At 52.8% G+C, this 19,806-nt stretch carries 21 protein-coding genes; 13 read left to right on the plus strand and 8 right to left on the minus strand.

Annotated elements, in window-relative coordinates:
* Nucleotides 1–4 precede the first annotated feature (4 nt).
* Entirely contained in the window at nt 5–235 is a 231-nt protein-coding gene (locus tag AAEY27_RS09575) for a DNA polymerase III subunit theta (RefSeq protein WP_342324935.1), read from the minus strand.
* A gap of 137 nt (nt 236–372) precedes the next feature.
* Here AAEY27_RS09575 and yobA point away from each other — a divergent pair, with 137 nt between their 5' ends.
* The 5 genes from yobA (at nt 373) to pphA (ending at nt 4,404) form a co-directional block, all read left to right on the plus strand.
* Complete coding sequence (yobA, locus tag AAEY27_RS09580) at nt 373–747, plus strand: CopC domain-containing protein YobA (RefSeq protein WP_342324936.1); 375 nt, start codon at nt 373–375, stop codon at nt 745–747.
* A 3-nt stretch (nt 748–750) separates the two neighbouring features.
* A complete protein-coding gene (gene copD / locus AAEY27_RS09585) occupies nt 751–1,620 on the plus strand; it encodes a copper homeostasis membrane protein CopD (RefSeq protein ID WP_342324937.1) in 870 nt (289 codons plus the stop codon).
* An 18-nt stretch (nt 1,621–1,638) separates the two neighbouring features.
* Nucleotides 1,639–1,977, plus strand: a complete 339-nt coding sequence (locus tag AAEY27_RS09590) for a YebY family protein (RefSeq protein WP_342324939.1) — start codon at nt 1,639–1,641, stop codon at nt 1,975–1,977.
* Nucleotides 1,978–2,518: 541 nt separating this feature from the next.
* Nucleotides 2,519–3,691 (plus strand): epoxide hydrolase family protein, encoded by a 1,173-nt coding sequence (locus tag AAEY27_RS09595; protein ID WP_342324940.1) that lies wholly within the window; start codon nt 2,519–2,521, stop codon nt 3,689–3,691.
* 68 nt (nt 3,692–3,759) lie between these two features.
* Nucleotides 3,760–4,404 carry a protein-serine/threonine phosphatase gene (gene pphA / locus AAEY27_RS09600; RefSeq protein WP_342324942.1) on the plus strand — a complete coding sequence of 215 codons (645 nt, stop codon included), beginning with the start codon at nt 3,760–3,762 and terminating at the stop codon, nt 4,402–4,404.
* Here pphA and AAEY27_RS09605 read toward each other — a convergent pair whose 3' ends face one another.
* From AAEY27_RS09605 to yebS, 5 genes are all read right to left on the minus strand, one after another.
* Entirely contained in the window at nt 4,405–4,596 is a 192-nt protein-coding gene (locus AAEY27_RS09605; RefSeq protein WP_342324944.1) for a YebW family protein, read from the minus strand.
* A 105-nt stretch (nt 4,597–4,701) separates the two neighbouring features.
* Nucleotides 4,702–4,941, minus strand: a complete 240-nt coding sequence (locus AAEY27_RS09610) for a YebV family protein (protein WP_342324945.1) — start codon at nt 4,939–4,941, stop codon at nt 4,702–4,704.
* Between the two features lie 116 nt (nt 4,942–5,057).
* Nucleotides 5,058–6,539: a 16S rRNA (cytosine(1407)-C(5))-methyltransferase RsmF gene (gene rsmF / locus AAEY27_RS09615; RefSeq protein WP_342324946.1), complete on the minus strand. Its 1,482-nt coding sequence runs from the start codon at nt 6,537–6,539 to the stop codon at nt 5,058–5,060.
* Between the two features lie 36 nt (nt 6,540–6,575).
* A complete protein-coding gene (locus AAEY27_RS09620) occupies nt 6,576–9,209 on the minus strand; it encodes a PqiB family protein (RefSeq protein ID WP_342324947.1) in 2,634 nt (877 codons plus the stop codon).
* Complete coding sequence (yebS, locus tag AAEY27_RS09625; RefSeq protein ID WP_342324949.1) at nt 9,178–10,461, minus strand: membrane integrity lipid transport subunit YebS; 1,284 nt, start codon at nt 10,459–10,461, stop codon at nt 9,178–9,180. Before yebS ends, AAEY27_RS09620 begins: the two co-directional genes overlap by 32 nt.
* 132 nt (nt 10,462–10,593) lie before the next feature.
* On the opposite strand from yebS, the gene AAEY27_RS09630 reads away from it, so the two are divergent.
* The 4 genes from AAEY27_RS09630 (at nt 10,594) to htpX (ending at nt 15,015) form a co-directional block, all read left to right on the plus strand.
* Nucleotides 10,594–11,091: a GAF domain-containing protein gene (locus AAEY27_RS09630; RefSeq protein ID WP_342324950.1), complete on the plus strand. Its 498-nt coding sequence runs from the start codon at nt 10,594–10,596 to the stop codon at nt 11,089–11,091.
* 96 nt (nt 11,092–11,187) lie between these two features.
* Nucleotides 11,188–11,874 (plus strand): RNA chaperone ProQ, encoded by a 687-nt coding sequence (gene proQ, locus AAEY27_RS09635; protein ID WP_342324952.1) that lies wholly within the window; start codon nt 11,188–11,190, stop codon nt 11,872–11,874.
* A 19-nt stretch (nt 11,875–11,893) separates the two neighbouring features.
* Nucleotides 11,894–13,942: a carboxy terminal-processing peptidase gene (gene prc, locus AAEY27_RS09640; RefSeq protein ID WP_342324954.1), complete on the plus strand. Its 2,049-nt coding sequence runs from the start codon at nt 11,894–11,896 to the stop codon at nt 13,940–13,942.
* Nucleotides 13,943–14,133: 191 nt separating this feature from the next.
* Nucleotides 14,134–15,015 (plus strand): protease HtpX, encoded by an 882-nt coding sequence (gene htpX, locus AAEY27_RS09645; RefSeq protein WP_342324956.1) that lies wholly within the window; start codon nt 14,134–14,136, stop codon nt 15,013–15,015.
* Between the two features lie 44 nt (nt 15,016–15,059).
* On the opposite strand, the gene AAEY27_RS09650 is transcribed toward htpX, so the two are convergent.
* The gene (locus AAEY27_RS09650; protein ID WP_342324958.1) at nt 15,060–16,430 is read right to left on the minus strand and encodes an MFS transporter; all 1,371 of its coding nucleotides are present in this window, start codon (nt 16,428–16,430) and stop codon (nt 15,060–15,062) included.
* A gap of 177 nt (nt 16,431–16,607) precedes the next feature.
* Here AAEY27_RS09650 and kdgR point away from each other — a divergent pair, with 177 nt between their 5' ends.
* The gene (gene kdgR / locus AAEY27_RS09655; RefSeq protein WP_342324959.1) at nt 16,608–17,399 is read left to right on the plus strand and encodes a DNA-binding transcriptional regulator KdgR; all 792 of its coding nucleotides are present in this window, start codon (nt 16,608–16,610) and stop codon (nt 17,397–17,399) included.
* Between the two features lie 43 nt (nt 17,400–17,442).
* Here kdgR and AAEY27_RS09660 read toward each other — a convergent pair whose 3' ends face one another.
* Nucleotides 17,443–17,682 (minus strand): YobH family protein, encoded by a 240-nt coding sequence (locus AAEY27_RS09660; protein WP_342324960.1) that lies wholly within the window; start codon nt 17,680–17,682, stop codon nt 17,443–17,445.
* Between the two features lie 162 nt (nt 17,683–17,844).
* On the opposite strand from AAEY27_RS09660, the gene mgrB reads away from it, so the two are divergent.
* The 3 genes from mgrB to AAEY27_RS09675 all read left to right on the plus strand — a co-directional run bounded on the left by mgrB (nt 17,845) and on the right by AAEY27_RS09675 (nt 19,360).
* Nucleotides 17,845–17,988, plus strand: a complete 144-nt coding sequence (gene mgrB, locus AAEY27_RS09665; RefSeq protein ID WP_342324961.1) for a PhoP/PhoQ regulator MgrB — start codon at nt 17,845–17,847, stop codon at nt 17,986–17,988.
* Between the two features lie 74 nt (nt 17,989–18,062).
* A complete protein-coding gene (locus tag AAEY27_RS09670; protein WP_342324963.1) occupies nt 18,063–18,353 on the plus strand; it encodes a YebO family protein in 291 nt (96 codons plus the stop codon).
* Nucleotides 18,354–18,370: 17 nt separating this feature from the next.
* Nucleotides 18,371–19,360 (plus strand): MBL fold metallo-hydrolase, encoded by a 990-nt coding sequence (locus AAEY27_RS09675; RefSeq protein ID WP_342324965.1) that lies wholly within the window; start codon nt 18,371–18,373, stop codon nt 19,358–19,360.
* Nucleotides 19,361–19,806: the final 446 nt, after the last annotated feature.

A 19,806-nucleotide genomic window follows, 5' to 3' on the forward strand; every position in this document is an offset into this window, starting at 1 on the left:
TCCATTATTTCGCTTTAGGCTCGTAAGGCAGGCGAGAGAGCGACACGGAGGCCAGACGATGCGCAATCAGGCGTTCGCGAAACCAGTCGCGTAAATGCGCGGGTTGCTCGCGCTCAACGGCTTCGGCAATAACGGGCATGTTATAACGCTCTTTAAAAGCGACCCCTGCGGCGGCAAGATCGACATTGACCTTGTCCATCTCTTGTTGTTCGAGCTGCGCAAGATTAGTAATCATGATTTTCTCCTGAGTTCACGCGGCAAAAGTTACTAAGGCTGTCGCAGAAAGACAAGTGCGCCGACGATGATACTCGACGTGCTTATTGTACAGGTTTATCCTTTGCAATATATGTATAACAAAATGGAATGAATTCTATGTTCACCGCTTCTCATCGCCACTGGCAAGCTGTGGCGCTGGTCGCCAGCATGTTCGCGACCCCAACCGTGCTGGCGCACGCTCATCTGAAAGGCCAGTATCCGGCAGCCGATGCGTCTGTCGCTGCCGCGCCGCAAGCCCTGACGCTGAATTTTTCTGAAGGCATTGAACCTCAGTTCAGCGGCGTAACGCTGGCTAACGCGCAGCAGCAAATTATCAAGACCGGGCCGGTCAAGCGCAATGAGAAAGACAAAACCCAGATGATTGTGCCGCTGGAACAGCCGCTGACGTCGGGGAATTATACCGTTGACTGGCATGTTGTTTCTGTCGACGGACACAAAACCCGCGGCCAATATGCGTTTTCCGTGAAGTGACCGATGCTGGCGGCGGCGTTTGTCGGGCTGCGGTTTATTCATTTCGCAACCCTGATGCTTATCTTTGGCTGCGCACTGTTTAGTGCGTGGCTCGCGCCGCGTGAATTGCGGCGTTTATTAACCCAACGCTTCCACATCTTGCAGCGGTACTGCCTATGGCTTTGCGCTGCCAGCGCCATCATGATGTACGCCGTGCAGGGTGGCATGATGGCGGATGGTTGGCCGGATGTCTGGCGGCCGGTGGTCTGGATGGCGGTGGTCGGTACGCAATCCGGTACGATACTGGCCTGGCAAATCATCATCGCGCTATTGACGCTTATCGCCGCGCTACTGCAACCGATGCAGCAAAAGCGCCTTGTGCTGCTGGTGGCGATTCAGTTTCTGCTCGCGGCTGGCCTCGGGCATGCTGCGATGCGCTATGGCGTGATGGGCGTTGTGCAGCGCGGTAACCACGCACTGCATCTGCTGTGCGCGGCGATGTGGTTGGGCGGCTTGCTGCCCGTGCTGTTTTGCATGCAACTGGCGAGCGGGCAGTGGCGGCAACCTGCGATTGCGGCCATGATGCGCTTTTCGCGTTATGGTCATTTGGCGGTGGCAGGCGTGCTCCTTACCGGCATGATCAATACGTTGCTGATACAGGGGCTGGTTTGGCCCTGGCATAGCGGTTGGGGACGCATGCTGTTGCTGAAATGTGCGCTTGTGGCGCTGATGGTGGCAATTGCCCTCGTGAATCGGTATGTTCTGGTGCCACGCTTGAGCCTGGATAACGAAGCTGCGCAGCAACGCTTTATCTCGCTGACGCGGGCGGAAGTAGGATTGGGCGCGTTGGTGCTGGCTGCGGTAAGTCTGTTTGCAACCTGGGAACCTTTTTGATTGAACCTGGCGGAAAGAATGAAGAAAAGTTTATTGGTACTGTTGATGCTGACGTGTTCCGGTGCGGCGCTGGCCGCACCGCAGGTGATTACCGTTAGCCGTTTTGAAATGGGTAAAGATAAATGGGCGTTTAACCGTGAAGAGGTGATGCTCACCTGCCGGCCAGGCAACGCATTGTACGCTATCAATCCGAGCACGCTGGTACAATACCCGCTCAATGATATCGCCGAGAAGCAGGTTGCCAACGGCAAAAGCAGCGGTCAGCCCATTAGCATTATCCAGATTGATGACCCCGCCAAACCCGGCGAGAAAATGAGCCTTGCGCCGTTTATCGCCCGCGCCGAATCTCTGTGTTAATTTCTGCACTCAACTGTCTGATTTAAAATAGAAAAACCGCAAGCCTGCTTCAACAAGTCTTGCGGTTTTTACATTTCTAAGCGTGACGATAACCGGATTTTTCTGACCACTTTTGTCGTGGACTGGAAAAGCTGGTGCCGTCATCTATTCTTAAAGTGCAAGGCGACTTAGCCTGCATTAATGCCAACTTTTAGCGCACGGCTCTCTCCCAAGAGCCATTTCCCTGGACCGAATACAGGAATCGTATTCGGTCTTTTTTTATCTTGTTGGAATACAAGGTATTTTCCATTTCATCCCTAAAAATTCCTAAAAACCTCATTTCCGGTTCAAACCATAACATATTCAGCACCGCGTCCGTCCAGGTATTTTTTTGCCAAATAGATGTTTTTATGACCTGGAAACGCAGAGCGAAACCCTTTCCATGAACACCTTCATAGCGTTATCGGCAAGCTGAGCTATATCCGATATTGCGCCAGCCGATCAGCAACTCAGCCTACACTCAGCAAGCAGGGTAAAACTTATTTTATTGAGGAGGTTCGACATGTCCGAAGTCATCCCTTTTCCTGTAAATATTCCTGAGCGCGATCTGGACGATCTGCGTGCCCGTCTTGACCTTACCCGACTTCCCGAACGGGAAACCGTGCCGGATGCCAGCCAAGGACTTGAGCTGGAGAAGCTAAAAACGTTGCTCGATGCCTGGAAACAGCATGATTGGCGTCATGTGGAAAAGCGCTGGAATGCCATCCCCCATTACCGCTTACACATTGATGGTCTGGACATTGCGTTCTGGCATGTACGCTCCCCGGAGCCGACCGCGATCCCCCTTTTACTGACACATGGCTGGCCAGGTTCGGCACTCGAGTTTGAGCAAATAATAGGACCGCTGACTGACCCCGTCGCACATGGCGGGTCGGCAGAGGACGCATTCCACGTTGTTATTCCTTCCTTACCCGGTTTCGGCTTTAGCGAGCGGCCCTGTGAATCTGGTTGGAACCCAGGCCGCACAGCGCAAGCCTGGGCCGAACTGATGTCAACGCTGGGTTATGAGCGATTTGGTGCGCATGGGGGCGACTGGGGAGCGTTTATTAGCATCGAATTAGCGCGTAGATTTCCGCAGCGGGTTTTGGGTCTGCATCTGACCATGCCGCTGGCGTCGCCTTTGCCAGAAGATCTCGCCGCGCCGGACGCTGCGGAAAAGAAAAAGCTCGAAAAGCGTAACCTGTTTCTCGTGGATGTCGGTGGTTTTGCGATGATCCAGGGAACACGCCCTCAAACGCTGGGCTATTCCTTACAGGACTCGCCGGCCGGCCTGGCGGCCTGGCTCAGTGAAAAAATGATCGCTTTCTCCGACACGCGCCCGGAAGTGGGCGGCGGGGTCAGTCTGGCGCAGCAGGTGGATAATATTGCGTTGTACTGGTTCACGGCGACGGGTGCCTCAACAGCGCGCTGGTATTGGGAAGCCAGGCGTTGGACGCCGCGCAGTGCAGAAGAGGAGAATGCGCAAACCGTTAGCGTACCGACCGCCTGCACGTTATTCCCGGCTGAGCCCTATCCGATTGCCCGCAAGTGGGCAGAGCGCCGCTTTATCAACCTGATAGCGTGGAACGAAATGGATCGCGGCGGGCACTACCCCGGCTGGGAACAGCCCGAGCTTCTGATATCCGAACTCAGAAACGCATTCCGCCATGCCCGAGAGTGTGTTGAAAGGACGTAGAGACTCGCCACGATGGATTTCAGCCTTGCTTTTAGGTGTTTTCTATACTGAAAGCACGGAGGGCAAAAATGTATCAACGTATTGAAGGTACCGACTGGCGACATATCTGGATTGTTGGCGATCTGCATGGCTGCCACCAGCGCTTAATGCAGGCACTGCGCGAGCGCCATTTTGACCCGTATCAGGATTTGCTGATTTGCGTCGGCGATTTGATTGACCGTGGCCCGGACAGCTTGCACTGCCTGGCGTTGCTCACCAAACCGTGGTTTAAAACCGTGCGTGGCAACCATGAACAGATGGCGATTGATGCCTTGCGTTATGGCGATATGGCAATGTGGCAACTCAACGGTGGCAGTTGGTTTAGTGCGCTGAGCGAAGCGCAGCAACAACAGGCGCTTGAGGCGCTGCACCGCTGCGCGGAATTGCCTTACATTCTGGAGCTACGTGTAAATGGCGTGGTCAACGTTATCGCGCATGCGGATTACCCGGCAACGGAATATCAGTGGGAAAAAGACGTGGATAGCGAGTCGGTGCTGTGGCGGCGCGATCGGCTCAATCAACTGTTAACAGGGAAGGGTGAGAAAATTGCTGGCGCCGACCATTTCTGGTTCGGCCATACTCCGCTGAAAGAACGCTTCGATGCGCATAATCAGCACTATATTGACACTGGTGCGGTGTTTGGTGGTGAGTTGACGCTGGTGCAAGTGCAGTGATTAAAAATCGCTGAACTCACTGGCTGGGTGCCAGAAGCCATCAATAAAATCTTCCACGGGAAAACAGCCGCCGTGACGCATACGCTGATCGTCCATGGCAGTCAGGCACTGTTGCTCGGTATTGAAAACATCAACGACGATGTCATCACATCCACCGTCCAGGTAGCAAACGAATAAGACCAGCGCGAACATTCCATCCTCGGTTCTGTACAACGTAACGATAAGTGTAGGGGATGAATGAAGGCAGGGGAAATCAGGGAGATAAATAACCCGTCTTACGGACGGGTTCCTTTTGGATTAGGCAAGGCGCATAACCCAGGTATCAGACTTCTGATCATAATGTTCGCGATAAAGCACCGAGTGTTCGCCGTTGAGGATCGCTGGAATGCTGGTTTCCGCGTCCCAGGCATCAAGTTGCATACATAAATCCGGGTCAGAACTGCAGGGAATACGTAACGTTCGTTCGCCCTGGTTATCTCCCTGCAACTCGGCATCATCGATTTCGAATGCGCCGATGCGCACGCTGGTTTTCGTCATAATGCTCTCCGTTGATCGTCAATAAATGTGGTAAGACCAGTAAAGCCACCCACATTTCAGCCTGGTACAACATAGAGCAGCTTTCCAGTCAAAAAATGCTGTTTTTTTGCGCGCCTTCACGCATTGCCGGCAAAGAGACGTCCGTCGCGCACCAGTTCGCGCGGATAACTGTTTTTCAAACGCGACCCCACTTTTTTGGCAAGGCCCAGTGGTTGCCCCTGAAACGTCACAATCACGTCATCCCGCTGTGGCAGGGTCTGCGGGTAAATATCCCGGCCGCGATACCACTCTTCGGCTTCCGATAACGTCAGCGCGAAAGCCAGCGGATTTTCATGGCCCGCCAGTGCAATCACCGCTTCGTGTTGCCAGCGATAACCTTTGTTATGCGTCTCGGCCAGACGAATGCCAATACGGGAAAAACGGACTTTTCCGATGAGTCCCTCAATGCCAGCGGGGAATAGCCAAATCTCTTTATCGCGCTGCCACACGTGCAGTTCGTTGCCCCAACGTAACCCTACGTCGCCCGCTGCCTTTTCCAGCAACGCGGTATCGCGCGGTTTCATCGGGGAGAAAGGGAAATTGCCGACTTTGTAAGTTGGGGCTGGCAGCGGATCGACAGCCGCGGCTTTACGCAGGCGGGCAACGAAGAAACCTTCGCAGTCATAAATCTGCGGGAAGACATGTAAAAAACCCTCGGCGGTCAGTGCGCGATCGGCATCAGTAAACAATTCGCCAAGCGGCAAGAATTCGACCGCATCCGGGTATTGCTGTTGCAGCCAATGGCAAATTGCTTCGTTTTCGTCACGGTTAAGCGTACAGGTGGAGTAGACCAGTACACCGCCGGGACGCAGGGCGTGAAACGCGCTGTCGATCAGTTCGCGCTGAGTGGCGGCGATTTCCAGATTACTGGCAATGGACCAGTTTTTGAGCGCATCCGCATCTTTACGCACTACGCCTTCACCAGAGCAGGGCGCGTCCAGCAAAATGGCGTCGAACATCTCCGGCAGCGCCGCGCCAAATACGCGCCCGTCGAAATGGGTCAGCGCCACGTTATGGATGCCGCTGCGGCTGATATTGGCGTGCAGTACTTTGACGCGGCTGGCGGAAAACTCATTGGCGAGGATGGCGCCCTGGTTGCCCATGCGTGCGGCGATCTGCGTGGTTTTCGAACCGGGTGCGGCAGCAACATCCATGACCCGCTGCGGCATTTCGCCGTCGGCGAACAGCGCCGCGACCGGCAACATCGAACTGGCTTCCTGAATATAAAACAGCCCGCTCAGGTGCTCGGCGGTGCTGCCCAGCGGCAGGCTTTCCTCGTCATCACGCTCAATCCAGAAACCTTCCGCACACCACGGCACCGGCGTGAGCTGCCAGCCATACGGCGCAGCAAGCGTTAGAAAATCGTCGACAGCGATTTTTAAGGTATTCACGCGGATACTGCGACGCAGCGGACGCTGGCAGGCAGCGATAAAGGCGTCAAAGGAGAGATGCTCAGGCATGGCCAGGCGCATCTGGGCCAGGAATTCATCAGGAAGGTAAACAGCGTTTTGAGCCACGGGGCGCACCACAAGGAATAAAACAGGCGCGCAGTGTAGCATAAAGGCTCCGGCGCAGGCACGCCGGAGCCGGAGGGGTTAACGTGGCAGAGCGGTGCCCCACTGACGCCACTCTTTCGGTTCGCTTTCCAGCAGCAAGAAATGTTTACCCGGTTGCGCTTTCGGCGCCAGCGGGGTTTCCGGCGGCGTGGCGAAGGCGATACCGCCGCGAATAAACTGGTTAAAGGTCCCGGTTTTCACCACGCCGCCGGTCAGGCCGAAGTCCAGCGTATAACCAGAAGCCAGCCAGAACACCGAGTTATTACGTACCAGATGCTGGTAACGCTTGCTGATGCGCATGGCGACCATCACGCGATCCGAGAGCGAACCGAGCGCCAGCCCGGTCACGGTGCCCACTTCAATGCCACGGAACAGCACCGGAGTACCGATATTCATCGAACCGACTTCCGGCGCTTCCAGCACAATATTCAACCCATCGAGATAGCGTGAATCGGTGATCGTCGCTTCAGTGATTTCAAAATCGCGCCGCACATCGCCGTGGCCGGGTTCGACATTGATATAGGGCTGCAAAATCGTATCGAGGTGCTCGACGCCCGCAGCAGAGATTTGCGGGGTGATCACCGAGAAACGTGTGCCGGCGCGGGCAAAGTTCTTCACATATTCCGGGTAGAGAACGGCACTGGCCTGCACTTCGTTTTTATCCGTGAGCAGGTGAAGTTCCTGCAACTGGCCAATATCGATGCCGAGATAGCGAATCGGCATGCCCGCAGCCAGCTTACCCGCGTCGAACGCGTGCAGCGTTATCTGGCCGCCAACTGCGCGTGCTGCGGTTTCAGAGGCGTAAAGCACGCGTTTATCACCTTTGCGCACACGTCCGCTGGCACCGCTGAGATTATCAAAGCTGATCGCACCTTTGATGGCGCGTGAGAGAGGGGAGGCCTGCACGGTCAAACCGCTGCCGTTGAGTTGCACCTTCGCGCCGCCTTCCGCCCAGAACACGCTGTTGTTCGTCAGCAAGTTGCGATATTCCGGCTTGATGTGCAGATCGATATCAAACGCGTTGGCGCGCGGACGCACGGTGATCACCTGGCCCACTTCAAACTTGCGATACAACACCACGGAGCCTGCCTGCACATCCGGCAGCGTATCCGCGGTCAGTGTTAACGTGGTGGTTGGCAGATCGCTCAGGCTGTTTTCCAGCGCTTTATCGACATTGGCGAACAGCGGGTAACTTTTCTTCATGTCGCCTTTGTTGCCGGGAAGAATGCGGATCCCGCCGCTGATCCACTCGTTCGCGCTGGCGGCAAGAAACTCCACGCCGTCGAGACCCACTTTGACGTCGATTCGGCTATTCACCACGAATTTGCTGTCGCCATGCACCAGATCGCGGTACTGCGGATCGATGGCGACAGCAAAAGAGATGCCCTCGCTGGTGAGATTACGCTCCAGCACCTGGCCAATCTGCACGCCATGCAGCACCAAAGGTTGCCCGGCTTCAATACCGTAGCTTTCTGGTGCGGTCAGCGTGAGCGTGATAACACCCGGCTCTTGCAGCAGGTTTTTATCGGCTGGTAGCACGACAAACTGGTCGCGCGGTTTACCTTCGCCGGGGAGTAACTCTAGCGTGCTGCCGGTAAGCAGCGAACTGAGATTCGTGTTACTCAGCGAGATTTTTGGATTGCGCATTTCAATGCGCGTAGTGTCGCGCAGCAGATTAACGACGCTCGGATCGACGGTCATTTCACCAGTGACTGTACCGCCAGGGTTGAGGTTGATTTTGGTTAACTCGCCGACTTCCAGTCCCTGGTACATGAGCGGCGTTGAACCCGCTTTCAGCCCCTGACCACCGGGTAAATCGAGTTTAACCAGCACGCCGCGCTGGCTGTGGGCCAAATCTTCGTACAGGCCGAATTCATCATCCTGGGCTGCCGGTTGTGAGTTGTCTGGCGAATCGAAGGCAATTGCGCCATTCACCAGCGCAGCCAGGCTTTCAAGTTCCACTTTCGCGCCGCTTAAGCCAACATCGGCTTTTACGCCGGAAACGTTCCAGAATCGGCTGCCTTTTTTCACCAGATTGGTAAAACGGCGTTCGATCAGTACATCAACAGTGACACCCTGTTTATTGGCATTGATTGAGTAGTCATAAACGCGACCAACGGGGATTTTGCGGAAATAGACCAGCGAGCCGCTGTTGAGTGCACCCAAATCGGGCGCGTGCAGATGAATCATCAGTTCGCCGTTATTTAGCCGATACTTTGGCTGAGTATCCAGCGCGGCAAAGTGCTCTTGCGGATCGCCTTTGCCCGGCATCATGCCGATGTAGTTACCGCCTACCAGTGCATCGAGGCCGGAAACTCCGGCCAGCGAAGCTTTCGGTGTGACCAGCCAAAACTGGGTTTCGCTGCGTAGCGCATCTTTCATATTGGCTTTGATGCTGGCGCGAACTTCGATTTTCTTCAGATCCTTACTCAGGCGAATGTCCTGCACGGTGCCGACTTCCACCCCCTGATAGCGAATAGGCGTACGCCCGGCGACTATTCCGTCGGCGGACATAAAATCGATAGTAATGGTGTTGGCACGATCTTCGTAGCTGCTCCAGACAAGCCAGCCCGCGATAAACAAAGCGATAACCGGCAACAGCCAAAACGGCGAAATGCGTCGTTTCATTTTTATGCGCGCTTCAGTCGGCGAAGCGGGGTTTTCCTGACTCATGTGCATCCCAAAGTAAGCGGCTGTCCAGCCATTCCACAGCAAGAATAGTCAATATTACCGCCGAGCCGAAGTAAAACGCAGCGGGTCCCATGGTAAAAGCGAGGAGTTGGTCGCGATTAATCAGTGACATCGTCAACGAAATGACAAAAAGATCGAGCATCGACCAACGCCCGATCCAGGTCACTAAGCGCAAGAGAAGGATGCGAGCGCGTAACCCCTGTGTAAATTTGAAATGAATGCTGAAAAGCAATGTAAACAGCACGATAACTTTAGTAAAAGGCACCAGGATACTGGCGATAAAAACGACGCCCGCCACGGCGACATTGCTGTTCGCCAGCGACATAATGCCCGACATGATGGTGTCTTCTTGCCGCGCGCCGTTGACATAAATAATCGAGATCGGCATCAAATTCGCCGGAAAGAGAAGAATCATTGATGCGATAAGCGCCGCCCAACATTTTTGCAGGCTGTGTTTGCGGCGATGCGTCAGCGGAATATGGCAACGCGGACAGCGTCCGCGTGGATCCGCGAAACCGGTGAAATGGCAACCCAGGCAGACTTGCAACTGCGGATCCGGGCGCTTAGCTGGACGCTGCGGATAAAAGCGCTCCCACAATTGCTCAACGTTCAAATGGATGAGCGTCATTACACTCAAAATAACCAGCGCGCCAAATGCAAAAAGGCCAATGCCGGGCTGGAGAAAGGCGTAATCCTGCACTTTGATCGAGGCGACACCGATACCCACCAGATAAATATCGAGCATGACCCACTCTTTTAACTTCTCCAGCATCAATAACACGGGCCGCAAATTCATGCCGAGAATGTTTCCGAGCCACAGATAGGCAATCGCGGTGACCAACACCAGTGGCGCACCAACGGTACAAAACAGCACCATCGCACCAGTTAACGGCGAGCCTTGCGCCGTCATTTGCCAGATCCCTTGTAATAGATTGGCATCAATGCGTACGCCCAAAAGATAGAGATGCAACAACGGTTCGCCCCATGCGAAGGGCATCAGCAACAACATGGTGACGGCCATGGCACCCAGGCGAGTTAATGACCAGTCGCGCCCGTCGCGGATTTTGGCATCGCAACATGGACAAAATGCACTTTGGTGCGATTTCATCACCGGTAACGCAAAAAGCGTATCGCATTGCGGGCAGCGCTGATAATGTGCGCGAGGCAAGGCTTCGCCAACGCGATGGATCGCAATTTTTTTCGTAAGCGAAATTTGTTGTATCTTCAGTGCCATTGCATGCGTCAGAAAAGGTTTGAATGAATCTATCTTAACTCATGAATGGAACATCTTGAGCAACAACGCATTTAATGCTTATTTTAATAGGCTAAGCAGTTTTTCTCAGTAAGACACCAAAATGGTTGGATAATGAACAAAACAGAATTTTACGCGGATCTGAATCGCGATTTTCAGGCGTTGATGGCAGGTGAAACCAGTTTTTTAGCGACGCTGGCCAATACCAGCGCGCTGCTGTTTGAACGTTTGGATGGGGTGAACTGGGCAGGCTTTTATTTACTGGAAGGCAACACGCTGGTGTTGGGGCCGTTTCAGGGAAAAATTGCCTGTGTGCGTATTCCGGTGGGACGCGGCGTCTGTGGCACGGCTGTTGCGCAAAATCGCGTACAACGCGTGGAAGATGTGCACCAATTCGACGGGCATATTGCCTGCGATGCGGCCAGTAACTCTGAAATCGTACTGCCGGTGACCGTTAATAATCAGATTATTGGCGTGTTGGATATCGACAGCGTCGAATTTTCTCGTTTCACCGCTGAGGATGAACAGGGGTTATGCGAGCTGGTGTCGCAACTGGAAAATATCCTTGCAGCGACCGATTACAAAAAAATCTTTGCGCCCGTCGAAGGATAATCAACGGATAACGTAGCATTTACCGATAGCGTCATTATAATGACGCCTGTTCATGCCTGCGCTTGTTGGCAACGTCCGTTGTAATCAGGAAATTTCATGGAAAATCAACCTAAGTTGAATAGCAGTAAAGAAGTTATCGCTTTTTTGGCCGAACGTTTCCCTCACTGTTTCAGTGCTGAAGGCGAAGCACGCCCCCTGAAAATCGGTATTTTTCAGGATCTAGTCGAGCGTGTTGAGGGTGAGATGAATCTCAGCAAAACCCAACTTCGTTCCGCTTTACGTCTTTATACTTCCAGCTGGCGCTACCTTTACGGTATCAAAGCTGGCGCGGCTCGTGTCGATCTCGACGGTAACGCCTGTGGCGTTCTGGACGAGCAACATGTAGAGCACGCCCGCAAACAGCTGGAAGAAGCCAAAGCGCGTGTTCAGGCGCAACGCGCTGAACAGCAAGCTAAAAAACGAGAAGCTGCCGCTGCTGCCGGTCAGGAAGACGCACCGTGTCGTGAGCGTAAAGCCCGCCCGGCTCCGCGCCGTAAAGAAGGGGCTGAGCGTAAACCTCGCACTGATAAACCGGCCGCGAAACAGCAGCGCGCACCACAGCAGGAAGAACGTCATACGCCAGTTTCAGATTTATCTGTACTGAGCGTTGGACAGAACCTGAAGGTGAAAGCGGGAAACAATGCGATGAGCGCGACAGTGCTGGAAATCACTAAAGACGGCGTTCGCGTACAGCTTAGCTCGGGTATGTCGATGATTGTACGCGCAGAACATTTATTGTTCTGAAACGGAGGCCTGGCCTGGCATGAACACTTTGTTTAAGCGCACCGCGTTGGCTGGTCTGTTATTCGTAACAGGCCATGCCCTGGCTGTGGAAGATATTACCCGTGCCGATCAAATTCCGGTTTTGAAGGAAGAGACCCAGCACGCGACGGTGAGCGAACGCGTAACCTCGCGCTTCACCCGCTCTCATTATCGTCAGTTCGATTTGGATCAAGCCTTTTCGGCGAAGATCTTTACCCGCTATCTCAATCTGCTTGATTACAGCCACAATGTGTTACTGGCCAGTGATGTTGAGCAATTTTCACAGAAGAAAGGCCAGATTGGCGATGAGTTGCGCAGCGGTAAACTGGACGTATTTTACGACCTGTATAACCAGGCACAGCAGCGTCGCTTTGAGCGTTATCAGTACGCACTAAAAGTGCTGGAACGCCCGATGGATTTCTCCGGTAACGACACGTTTAATTTGGATCGCAGCAAAGCGCCCTGGCCGAAAGATGAAGCCGAGCTGAATGCGCTGTGGGACAGTAAAGTTAAATATGACGAGCTGAGCCTCAAACTCACCGGCAAAGACGAGAAAGAGATCCGTGAAACGCTCTCCCGGCGTTACAAGTTTGCAATTCGTCGCCTGGCGCAGACCAACAGCGAAGATGTGTTCTCCCTGGCGATGACCTCGTTCGCACGAGAAATCGATCCGCACACGAACTACCTTTCTCCGCGTAACACCGAACAATTTAACACTGAGATGAGTCTCTCACTCGAAGGGATTGGCGCGGTGCTGCAAGGGGATGACGACTACACCGTGATTAACTCCATGGTGGCGGGCGGTCCGGCGGCGAAGAGTAAAGCCATTAGTGTTGGCGATCGTATCGTTGGCGTGGGTCAGACCGGGCAAAATATGGTCGACGTGATCGGCTGGCGTCTCGATGACGTGGTAGCACTGATTAAAGGACCGAAAGGCAGTAAAGTGCGCCTCGAAATCCTGCCGGCAGGCAAGGGTACGAAAACGCGTATCGTCACTTTGACGCGCGAGCGTATACGCCTGGAAGATCGTGCGGTCAAAATGTCCGTGAAGACCGTCGGCAAAGAGAAAGTCGGCGTGCTGGATATTCCTGGCTTCTATGTCGGGCTGACTGATGACGTTAAAGTTCAGTTGCAGAAGCTGGAAAAACAGAATGTCAGCAGCGTGGTGATTGACCTGCGTACTAACGGTGGCGGAGCACTGACGGAAGCGGTATCGCTTTCTGGCCTGTTTATTCCGTCGGGTCCGGTGGTGCAAGTCCGTGATAACAACGGCAAAGTGCGCGAAGACAGTGACACTGATGGCGTGGTGTATTACAAAGGCCCGCTGGTGGTGCTGGTGGATCGCTTTAGCGCCTCGGCGTCGGAAATCTTCGCTGCCGCGATGCAGGACTATGGCCGCGCGCTGATTGTCGGTGAACCGACCTTCGGTAAAGGCACTGTGCAGCAGTATCGCTCGCTTAACCGTATCTACGATCAGATGCTGCGCCCGGAATGGCCAGCGCTGGGTTCGGTGCAATACACCATCCAGAAATTTTATCGAGTGAACGGCGGCAGTACGCAACGTAAAGGTGTAACGCCGGACATCATCATGCCAACCGGTACGCAGGTTACGGAAACGGGTGAAAAATTCGAAGACAACGCCTTGCCGTGGGATAGCATTAACGCTGCTACCTTTGTGCGATCCGGCGATTTGAAACCGTTTGGTGCGGAGCTGCTCAAAAAACATGATGAGCGCATCGCCAAAGATCCCGAGTTCCAGTACATCGTCAAAGATATTGCGCGTTTCGAGGCGCTGAAAGATAAGCGTAACGTGGTGTCGCTGAATCTGGCGCAGCGCGAGAAAGAGAATGCGGAAGATGACGCTATTCGTCTCTCGCGTCTCAACGACCGCTTCAAACGCGAAGGCAAGCCATTGCTGAAAAAACTAGACGATCTGCCGAAGGATTATCAGGAGCCTGATCCGTATCTTGATGAAACGGTTCACATTGCAACTGACCTGGCACATCTGCAAAAAGATCAACCAGCGGAACAACCCGCTCCCGCGAAGTGATAACAACAGGCACAAGAAATTGTGCCTGTTTTTTTAACAACTCTACATTGGCGTAAGCGTTGCGCTACAAAATGTAAAGTTGTGTTTTTCTCGTGACTTACGCCATATTCTTGCTTGAAAATAGCCCGCATGCCCATACGATGTGGGTAAGCGCATTGTGCGTTTTGTTAAGTCGAGGTTAAAAGAAAATTATGATGCGAATCGCGCTCTTCCTGTTGACTAACCTGGCTGTCATGTTGGTGTTCGGCCTGGTACTTAGCCTGACGGGCATTCAGTCGAGCAGCGTTCAGGGTTTGATGATTATGGCGCTGCTGTTTGGTTTTGGCGGCTCGTTCATTTCGCTGTTGATGTCGAAGTGGATGGCGCTGAAATCGGTAGGTGGCGAAGTGATCGAGCAGCCGCGTAATGATATGGAACGCTGGCTGATGGAAACTGTGGCTCAGCAATCCCGCCAGGCGGGTATCGCAATGCCGCAAGTGGCGATTTACCATGCGCCGGATATCAACGCGTTTGCAACCGGTGCGCGCCGTGATGCTTCGCTGGTGGCTGTGAGCACCGGTTTGCTGCAAAACATGAGCCGCGATGAAGCCGAAGCGGTTATCGCTCATGAAATCAGCCACATTGCTAATGGCGACATGGTGACCATGACCCTGATTCAGGGCATCGTTAACACCTTCGTTATCTTTATTTCGCGCATTATTGCGCAGGTCGCCGCAGGTTTCCTGGGTGGCAATCGGGATGAGGGCGAAGAGAGCAACGGCAACCCGCTGATCTACTTTGCTGTCGCAACCGTACTGGAACTGGTGTTTGGTATTTTGGCCAGCATTATTACGATGTGGTTCTCACGGCATCGTGAATTCCACGCCGACGCCGGTTCGGCAAAACTGGTGGGTCGTGAGAAGATGATTGCTGCGCTACAGCGTCTGAAAACCAGCTACGAGCCGCAGGAAGCCAGCAGCATGATGGCGTTCTGCATTAACGGGAAGTCGAAGTCGCTGAGCGAAATGTTTATGACACACCCGCCGCTGGATAAACGTATCGAAGCGTTGCGTACCGGTGAATTCCTGAAGTAATTTCCGCAAAGAAAACAGAAAGCGCGTCAATTGACGCGCTTTTATTACTGTGCTCGTGGCTGCGTGATGCGCAGACTACTAATGATAGCGGCAAGCGTTGCCAACGTTCCCGCTAGCAGTAATGAAATGTGCGTGCCGTTGTTTTCAAAGAGATTGAACATCAATGCTACCAGCGCTGCGCCTGAGCTTTGGCCTAATAAACGCGCGGTGCCCAGCATCCCGCTTGCGCCACCGCTACGCTGGCGCGGGGCGGCAGTAATGATGGTGTGATTATTGGGTGACTGGAATAAACCAAAACCCGCGCCGCAGAGTGCCATCCGCCAGATGATATCGATATCCGCTGGTGCCGCCGGTAGCAGTGCCAGAGCGAATAATCCACCCGCCAGCATGACCAAACCAAGCGCCCCTAACAATCCTGCATGCGCGCGCTCAATCAAATACCCGGCGAGAGGTGCCATCACCATTGTTGCCAGCGGCCAGGGTGTCAGCAAAAGCCCCGTTTCAACTTCGCTGCGCCCGAGCACGGTTTGCATAAAGAAGGGCAGGGATACCAGGGCCAACATTTGCGCGCAGAACGAGCAGATTGATGTACCTATGGAGAGGGAAAAAAGTGGAATACGCAGCAAATCGACCGGTAATAATGGCACTGGCAAACGTAACTGCCTGCGCACAAAAAACCAACCGATCACCAGCAACGCAACGACTTCAGCCACAATAAGCTCGGTGGATTGACCTTGGGCAAAGCTGCTTAATGCGGTGATTAGCAGACCAAATGTCAATGCGTTCATCACCGCACTTGGCAGATCGAATTTCGGCATTGTGCTGCGCGCCGCATTCGGCGGTAAAAATTTTATCGCCAACAGTAGGGCGATGATCCCTAGCGGCACGTTAATCAAAAATAACCACTGCCAGGAGGCAACCGACAGGATTGCCGCGGCAATCGTTGGCCCCGCAGCTGAAGAAACTGCCACGACGAAAGAGTTAATCCCCATGCCGCGCCCCAAACTGCGATGCGGGTAGATCAGGCGAATCAACGCGGTATTCACACTCATTAGCGCGGCGCCACCAAAACCTTGTGCTACACGCGCAAGTGTCAATGTAAGCAACGAGTCCGACAACGCGCAAAGCAATGAAGTGATAGTGAAGAGAACCAGCCCGCATTGATAGACGCGGCGGTAACCAAACATATCTCCCAGAAAAGAGAGCGTAAGCAATGAGACGACAATGGCAATTTGGTAGGCGTTAACAATCCAAATGGAGCCAGCCGGTGAAGCATCGAGGTCGCGCGCAATTGTTGGCAGCGCGACGTTGGCGATGGCACCATCAAGGACAGCCATGGCAATACCAATAACAATGGTCAAAATTGCGCCGTAGCGCAGCGGTACGGGCAAGCCGTCTAAAGAAGATTTATCCATGGAGTATTCAGGGTTAATATAACAGCGTCATTTGTATAATGATTCTACCACCGCTATTCCGGCTTTATGTCGCAGATTTGTAACGAAGTTGACAAACGCGCATTGCGGCAGCGGGATGACGAATTTATAATAAAAACCGATTCTGAATTTTATAAAACACAGGCGATGAGGTGATTAATGGCAATCGCAGATTTGGATAAGCAGCCAGATTCTGTCTCTTCAGTATTGAAGGTCTTTGGCATTCTGCAGGCGCTCGGTGAAGAGCGTGAAATCGGCATCACCGAGCTGTCGCAGCGTGTCATGATGTCAAAAAGCACCGTTTATCGCTTTTTGCAAACAATGAAATCTTTGGGTTACGTTGCGCAGGAAGGGGAGTCTGAAAAATATTCCCTGACGTTAAAGTTGTTTGAATTGGGCGCGCGCGCGTTGCAAAACGTTGATTTGATCCGCAGTGCGGATATCCAGATGCGTGAACTTTCTCGCCTGACGAAAGAGACCATCCACCTGGGTGCGCTAGATGAAGACAGCATTGTTTACATCCACAAAATCGATTCGATGTATAACCTGCGCATGTATTCACGCATCGGTCGTCGCAACCCGCTTTACAGCACGGCTATCGGCAAAGTACTTCTTGCCTGGCGCGACCGTGAAGAAGTGAAACAGATCCTTGAGGGCGTTGAATACAAGCGCAGTACGGATCGCACGATCACCAGCACAGAAGATCTGCTGCCGATGCTGGATGTGGTTCGTGAACAGGGTTATGGCGAAGATAATGAAGAACAGGAAGAAGGCTTACGCTGCATTGGCGTTCCGGTTTTCGACCGTTTCGGCGTGGTCATTGCGGGTCTCAGCATCTCCTTCCCGACGCTGCGTTTCTCCGAAGAGCGTCTTCATGAATACGTGGCAATGCTGCACCAGGCGGCGCGTAAAATTTCCGAACAGATGGGTTATAACAATTATCCATTCTGATACAAAAAAGCCGCTGAATAAGCGGCTTTTTTGTTTGTAAGGGTTAGCCGTTATCGATAACGGTGTCGCTTTTACGCAGCAGCGGGCAGTTCGCCAGGCCAAAGAAACCATTGCTGGAATTAACATATTGTGCGGTACTGGTGCCACGCGCTGTAGCATAATTGCACTGTAAACCAAGGCCTGCTGCATTTTCGTTGCTGTTTATTAGCACGCCATAACCGCTCAGCAAGAGCCCAATCCACAGTAGCGCCAGAATAATTACGCTTCTAATGAGTGTACGCATTTTCGCTCCTTGCATATCGGTAAACTACCGCTTTAAGGCTACCGTGTCTTTCTGATGAAACAAGCCGAGCATTCCTAAAAATACCCAAAAGAGATACAGTTAGTCGCGGTTTAAGGAAGCCATGTTAACCTGGTTACACCTTGTAATGTATCGGAGAGTGGAGTGAGAAAATATAGATGGCTGATCCTGATTGCCGTGTTGGTAGGCTGCCTGCTGCTCTGGACTCAAATGCTTAACGTGATGTGTGATCAGGATGTACAATTCTTTAGCGGCATCTGCGTCATCAACAAATTCATCCCCTGGTAATGGCATTTCTGCAGTGAGTGATTTCCTTCCTTGGCGCCAGTGGTAAAATGCCGCGTCAACATTGAGGTGGTGAAATGAACGAAGTTTTAAATTCGGGCGCGGTCAATCTTGCGTCTATGCTGGTTTCTTTGGTGGTTCTGGTCGTCGGTTTAGTCGTGTGGTTCTTCGTTAATCGTTCCAGTTCGCGAACGAATGAGCAGATTGAGTTGCTTGAAGCACTGTTAGATCAGCAAAAACGGCAGAACGCGTTGTTGCGCCGACTTTGTGAATCCAATGAGCCAGAAAAAGAAAATGCCCCTGAACCTGTGAAGAGCAAAAGTAATGGTGACGATGAGGAGTTCATCCGCCTGGTGGCTGAGCGTTAAAAGCCTGGAGGGCAGAGATGGTCTGGAAAAACCCCTGGTATAATCCTGCAATATCTCATCACTCTCCTGGTGGTTTTACTAACGTGACGCCGGTTACCCACCAGCCCGGAGACAAAAAGCGCTGGCACGATGAGCGCAAAGCCGCCGGGCTTCCGCGACCGCCATCAAATGGCTACACCGGATTTATTGAACAGTGGTGGCAAAAGGCCGAAATCGCAGGCGACAGCGATGGTCTTTGGTGGTTAGGCCACTCCAGTATCCTCCTTCGTTTGCAGGGGAAATACCTGCTCACAGATCCTGTTTTTTCTCGCCGTGCTTCCCCGCTACGTTTTGCAGGGCCACAGCGTCGTACTCCGCCAGCGCTGGCGATTGCCGATATTCCGCAACTTGATGCGGTGCTGATCTCCCATAATCATTACGATCATCTGGACGCATGGACGTTACGCGCACTGTTGCGCCGCTTTCCTGAGGTGCATTTTTTTGCACCGCTGGGTTTGGGAAAGTGGATTCGTCGACAGGGCGCTCGCCACGTGAGCGAGCTTGATTGGTGGAAAAATACCTCTTTCGCCGGGATGAGTTTTACCGCCGTGCCCGCTCAGCACTGGAGTATGCGGACATTATGGGATCGCAACCGTTCTTTATGGTGCGGATGGGTTGTTGAATCGGCCGGGCTGCGGTTCTGGTTTCCCGGCGATACCGGATATATGCCAGAACTGCTCGCTATTCCAGAACGGTTGGGCGCGTTGGATGTTGTGGCGCTGCCTGTGGGAGCATATGCACCGCGCTGGTTCATGGCGATAAACCATATGGATCCGCAAAGTGCAGTGACGCTTTGGCAGCAGTTGGGTACGCCGCTGGCTTTTCCAATCCATTGGGGTGTATTTGAATTGGCGGATGAATCCCTTGATGAACCGGTTAAAGAATTGCAGTACGCATTAAGCGAAGCGGCAGATGAGAGTGATAACTTCAGGATCCTGAAAATCGGTCAGTATTTATCCCTGCGTTAATTCAGCGGCATAGCTCACAAATTGTAGCCGTATTAAAACTGTGCTGTTTTATTTTTATCGAAACGTTTTTACTGCCTTTTTATGATGCATTGTCATCATAATTTCATTATTTTGGTGCAGTACTTTGCTTATTTGCACAACAACTATCCATAGTAAACATCGGCAATAGTTTCTCCTCTGTGCATAATTGTTTAAGAATCTTCCTGGTCGTGCAAAAAAGCATAACTATGCGCAAATTGTTCTTAAGATATATGCGAAAGGTATCGACGGTTTGGCGGCGGCGGAGTTGCGCGGAACTTATTGAACTATAGTGATAAACAGGTTATTTTCAGCGCCAAAACGCTTGTACGTAACGGCTGCTATAGCGTTCATTGCAATGAATAAATGAACAAAAGATGTCTCAATATCTTTGGAATTTGTGCGACGGATCCAGACATGTTTAAAAA

This window comes from Kosakonia sp. BYX6 (assembly GCF_038449125.1).
GTDB lineage: Bacteria > Pseudomonadota > Gammaproteobacteria > Enterobacterales > Enterobacteriaceae > Kosakonia > Kosakonia calanthes.

What these genes read in the sequence shown, in the direction of transcription:
- AAEY27_RS09575 (WP_342324935.1), bottom strand. Translation starts at nt 235, where the DNA reads ATGATTACTAATCTTGCGCAGCTCGAACAACAAGAGATGGACAAGGTC.
- yobA (WP_342324936.1), top strand. Translation starts at nt 373, where the DNA reads ATGTTCACCGCTTCTCATCGCCACTGGCAAGCTGTGGCGCTGGTCGCC.
- copD (WP_342324937.1), top strand. Translation starts at nt 751, where the DNA reads ATGCTGGCGGCGGCGTTTGTCGGGCTGCGGTTTATTCATTTCGCAACC.
- AAEY27_RS09590 (WP_342324939.1), top strand. Translation starts at nt 1,639, where the DNA reads ATGAAGAAAAGTTTATTGGTACTGTTGATGCTGACGTGTTCCGGTGCG.
- AAEY27_RS09595 (WP_342324940.1), top strand. Translation starts at nt 2,519, where the DNA reads ATGTCCGAAGTCATCCCTTTTCCTGTAAATATTCCTGAGCGCGATCTG.
- pphA (WP_342324942.1), top strand. Translation starts at nt 3,760, where the DNA reads ATGTATCAACGTATTGAAGGTACCGACTGGCGACATATCTGGATTGTT.
- AAEY27_RS09605 (WP_342324944.1), bottom strand. Translation starts at nt 4,596, where the DNA reads ATGTTCGCGCTGGTCTTATTCGTTTGCTACCTGGACGGTGGATGTGAT.
- AAEY27_RS09610 (WP_342324945.1), bottom strand. Translation starts at nt 4,941, where the DNA reads ATGACGAAAACCAGCGTGCGCATCGGCGCATTCGAAATCGATGATGCC.
- rsmF (WP_342324946.1), bottom strand. Translation starts at nt 6,539, where the DNA reads ATGCTACACTGCGCGCCTGTTTTATTCCTTGTGGTGCGCCCCGTGGCT.
- AAEY27_RS09620 (WP_342324947.1), bottom strand. Translation starts at nt 9,209, where the DNA reads ATGAGTCAGGAAAACCCCGCTTCGCCGACTGAAGCGCGCATAAAAATG.
- yebS (WP_342324949.1), bottom strand. Translation starts at nt 10,461, where the DNA reads ATGGCACTGAAGATACAACAAATTTCGCTTACGAAAAAAATTGCGATC.
- AAEY27_RS09630 (WP_342324950.1), top strand. Translation starts at nt 10,594, where the DNA reads ATGAACAAAACAGAATTTTACGCGGATCTGAATCGCGATTTTCAGGCG.
- proQ (WP_342324952.1), top strand. Translation starts at nt 11,188, where the DNA reads ATGGAAAATCAACCTAAGTTGAATAGCAGTAAAGAAGTTATCGCTTTT.
- prc (WP_342324954.1), top strand. Translation starts at nt 11,894, where the DNA reads ATGAACACTTTGTTTAAGCGCACCGCGTTGGCTGGTCTGTTATTCGTA.
- htpX (WP_342324956.1), top strand. Translation starts at nt 14,134, where the DNA reads ATGATGCGAATCGCGCTCTTCCTGTTGACTAACCTGGCTGTCATGTTG.
- AAEY27_RS09650 (WP_342324958.1), bottom strand. Translation starts at nt 16,430, where the DNA reads ATGGATAAATCTTCTTTAGACGGCTTGCCCGTACCGCTGCGCTACGGC.
- kdgR (WP_342324959.1), top strand. Translation starts at nt 16,608, where the DNA reads ATGGCAATCGCAGATTTGGATAAGCAGCCAGATTCTGTCTCTTCAGTA.
- AAEY27_RS09660 (WP_342324960.1), bottom strand. Translation starts at nt 17,682, where the DNA reads ATGCGTACACTCATTAGAAGCGTAATTATTCTGGCGCTACTGTGGATT.
- AAEY27_RS09670 (WP_342324963.1), top strand. Translation starts at nt 18,063, where the DNA reads ATGAACGAAGTTTTAAATTCGGGCGCGGTCAATCTTGCGTCTATGCTG.
- AAEY27_RS09675 (WP_342324965.1), top strand. Translation starts at nt 18,371, where the DNA reads ATGGTCTGGAAAAACCCCTGGTATAATCCTGCAATATCTCATCACTCT.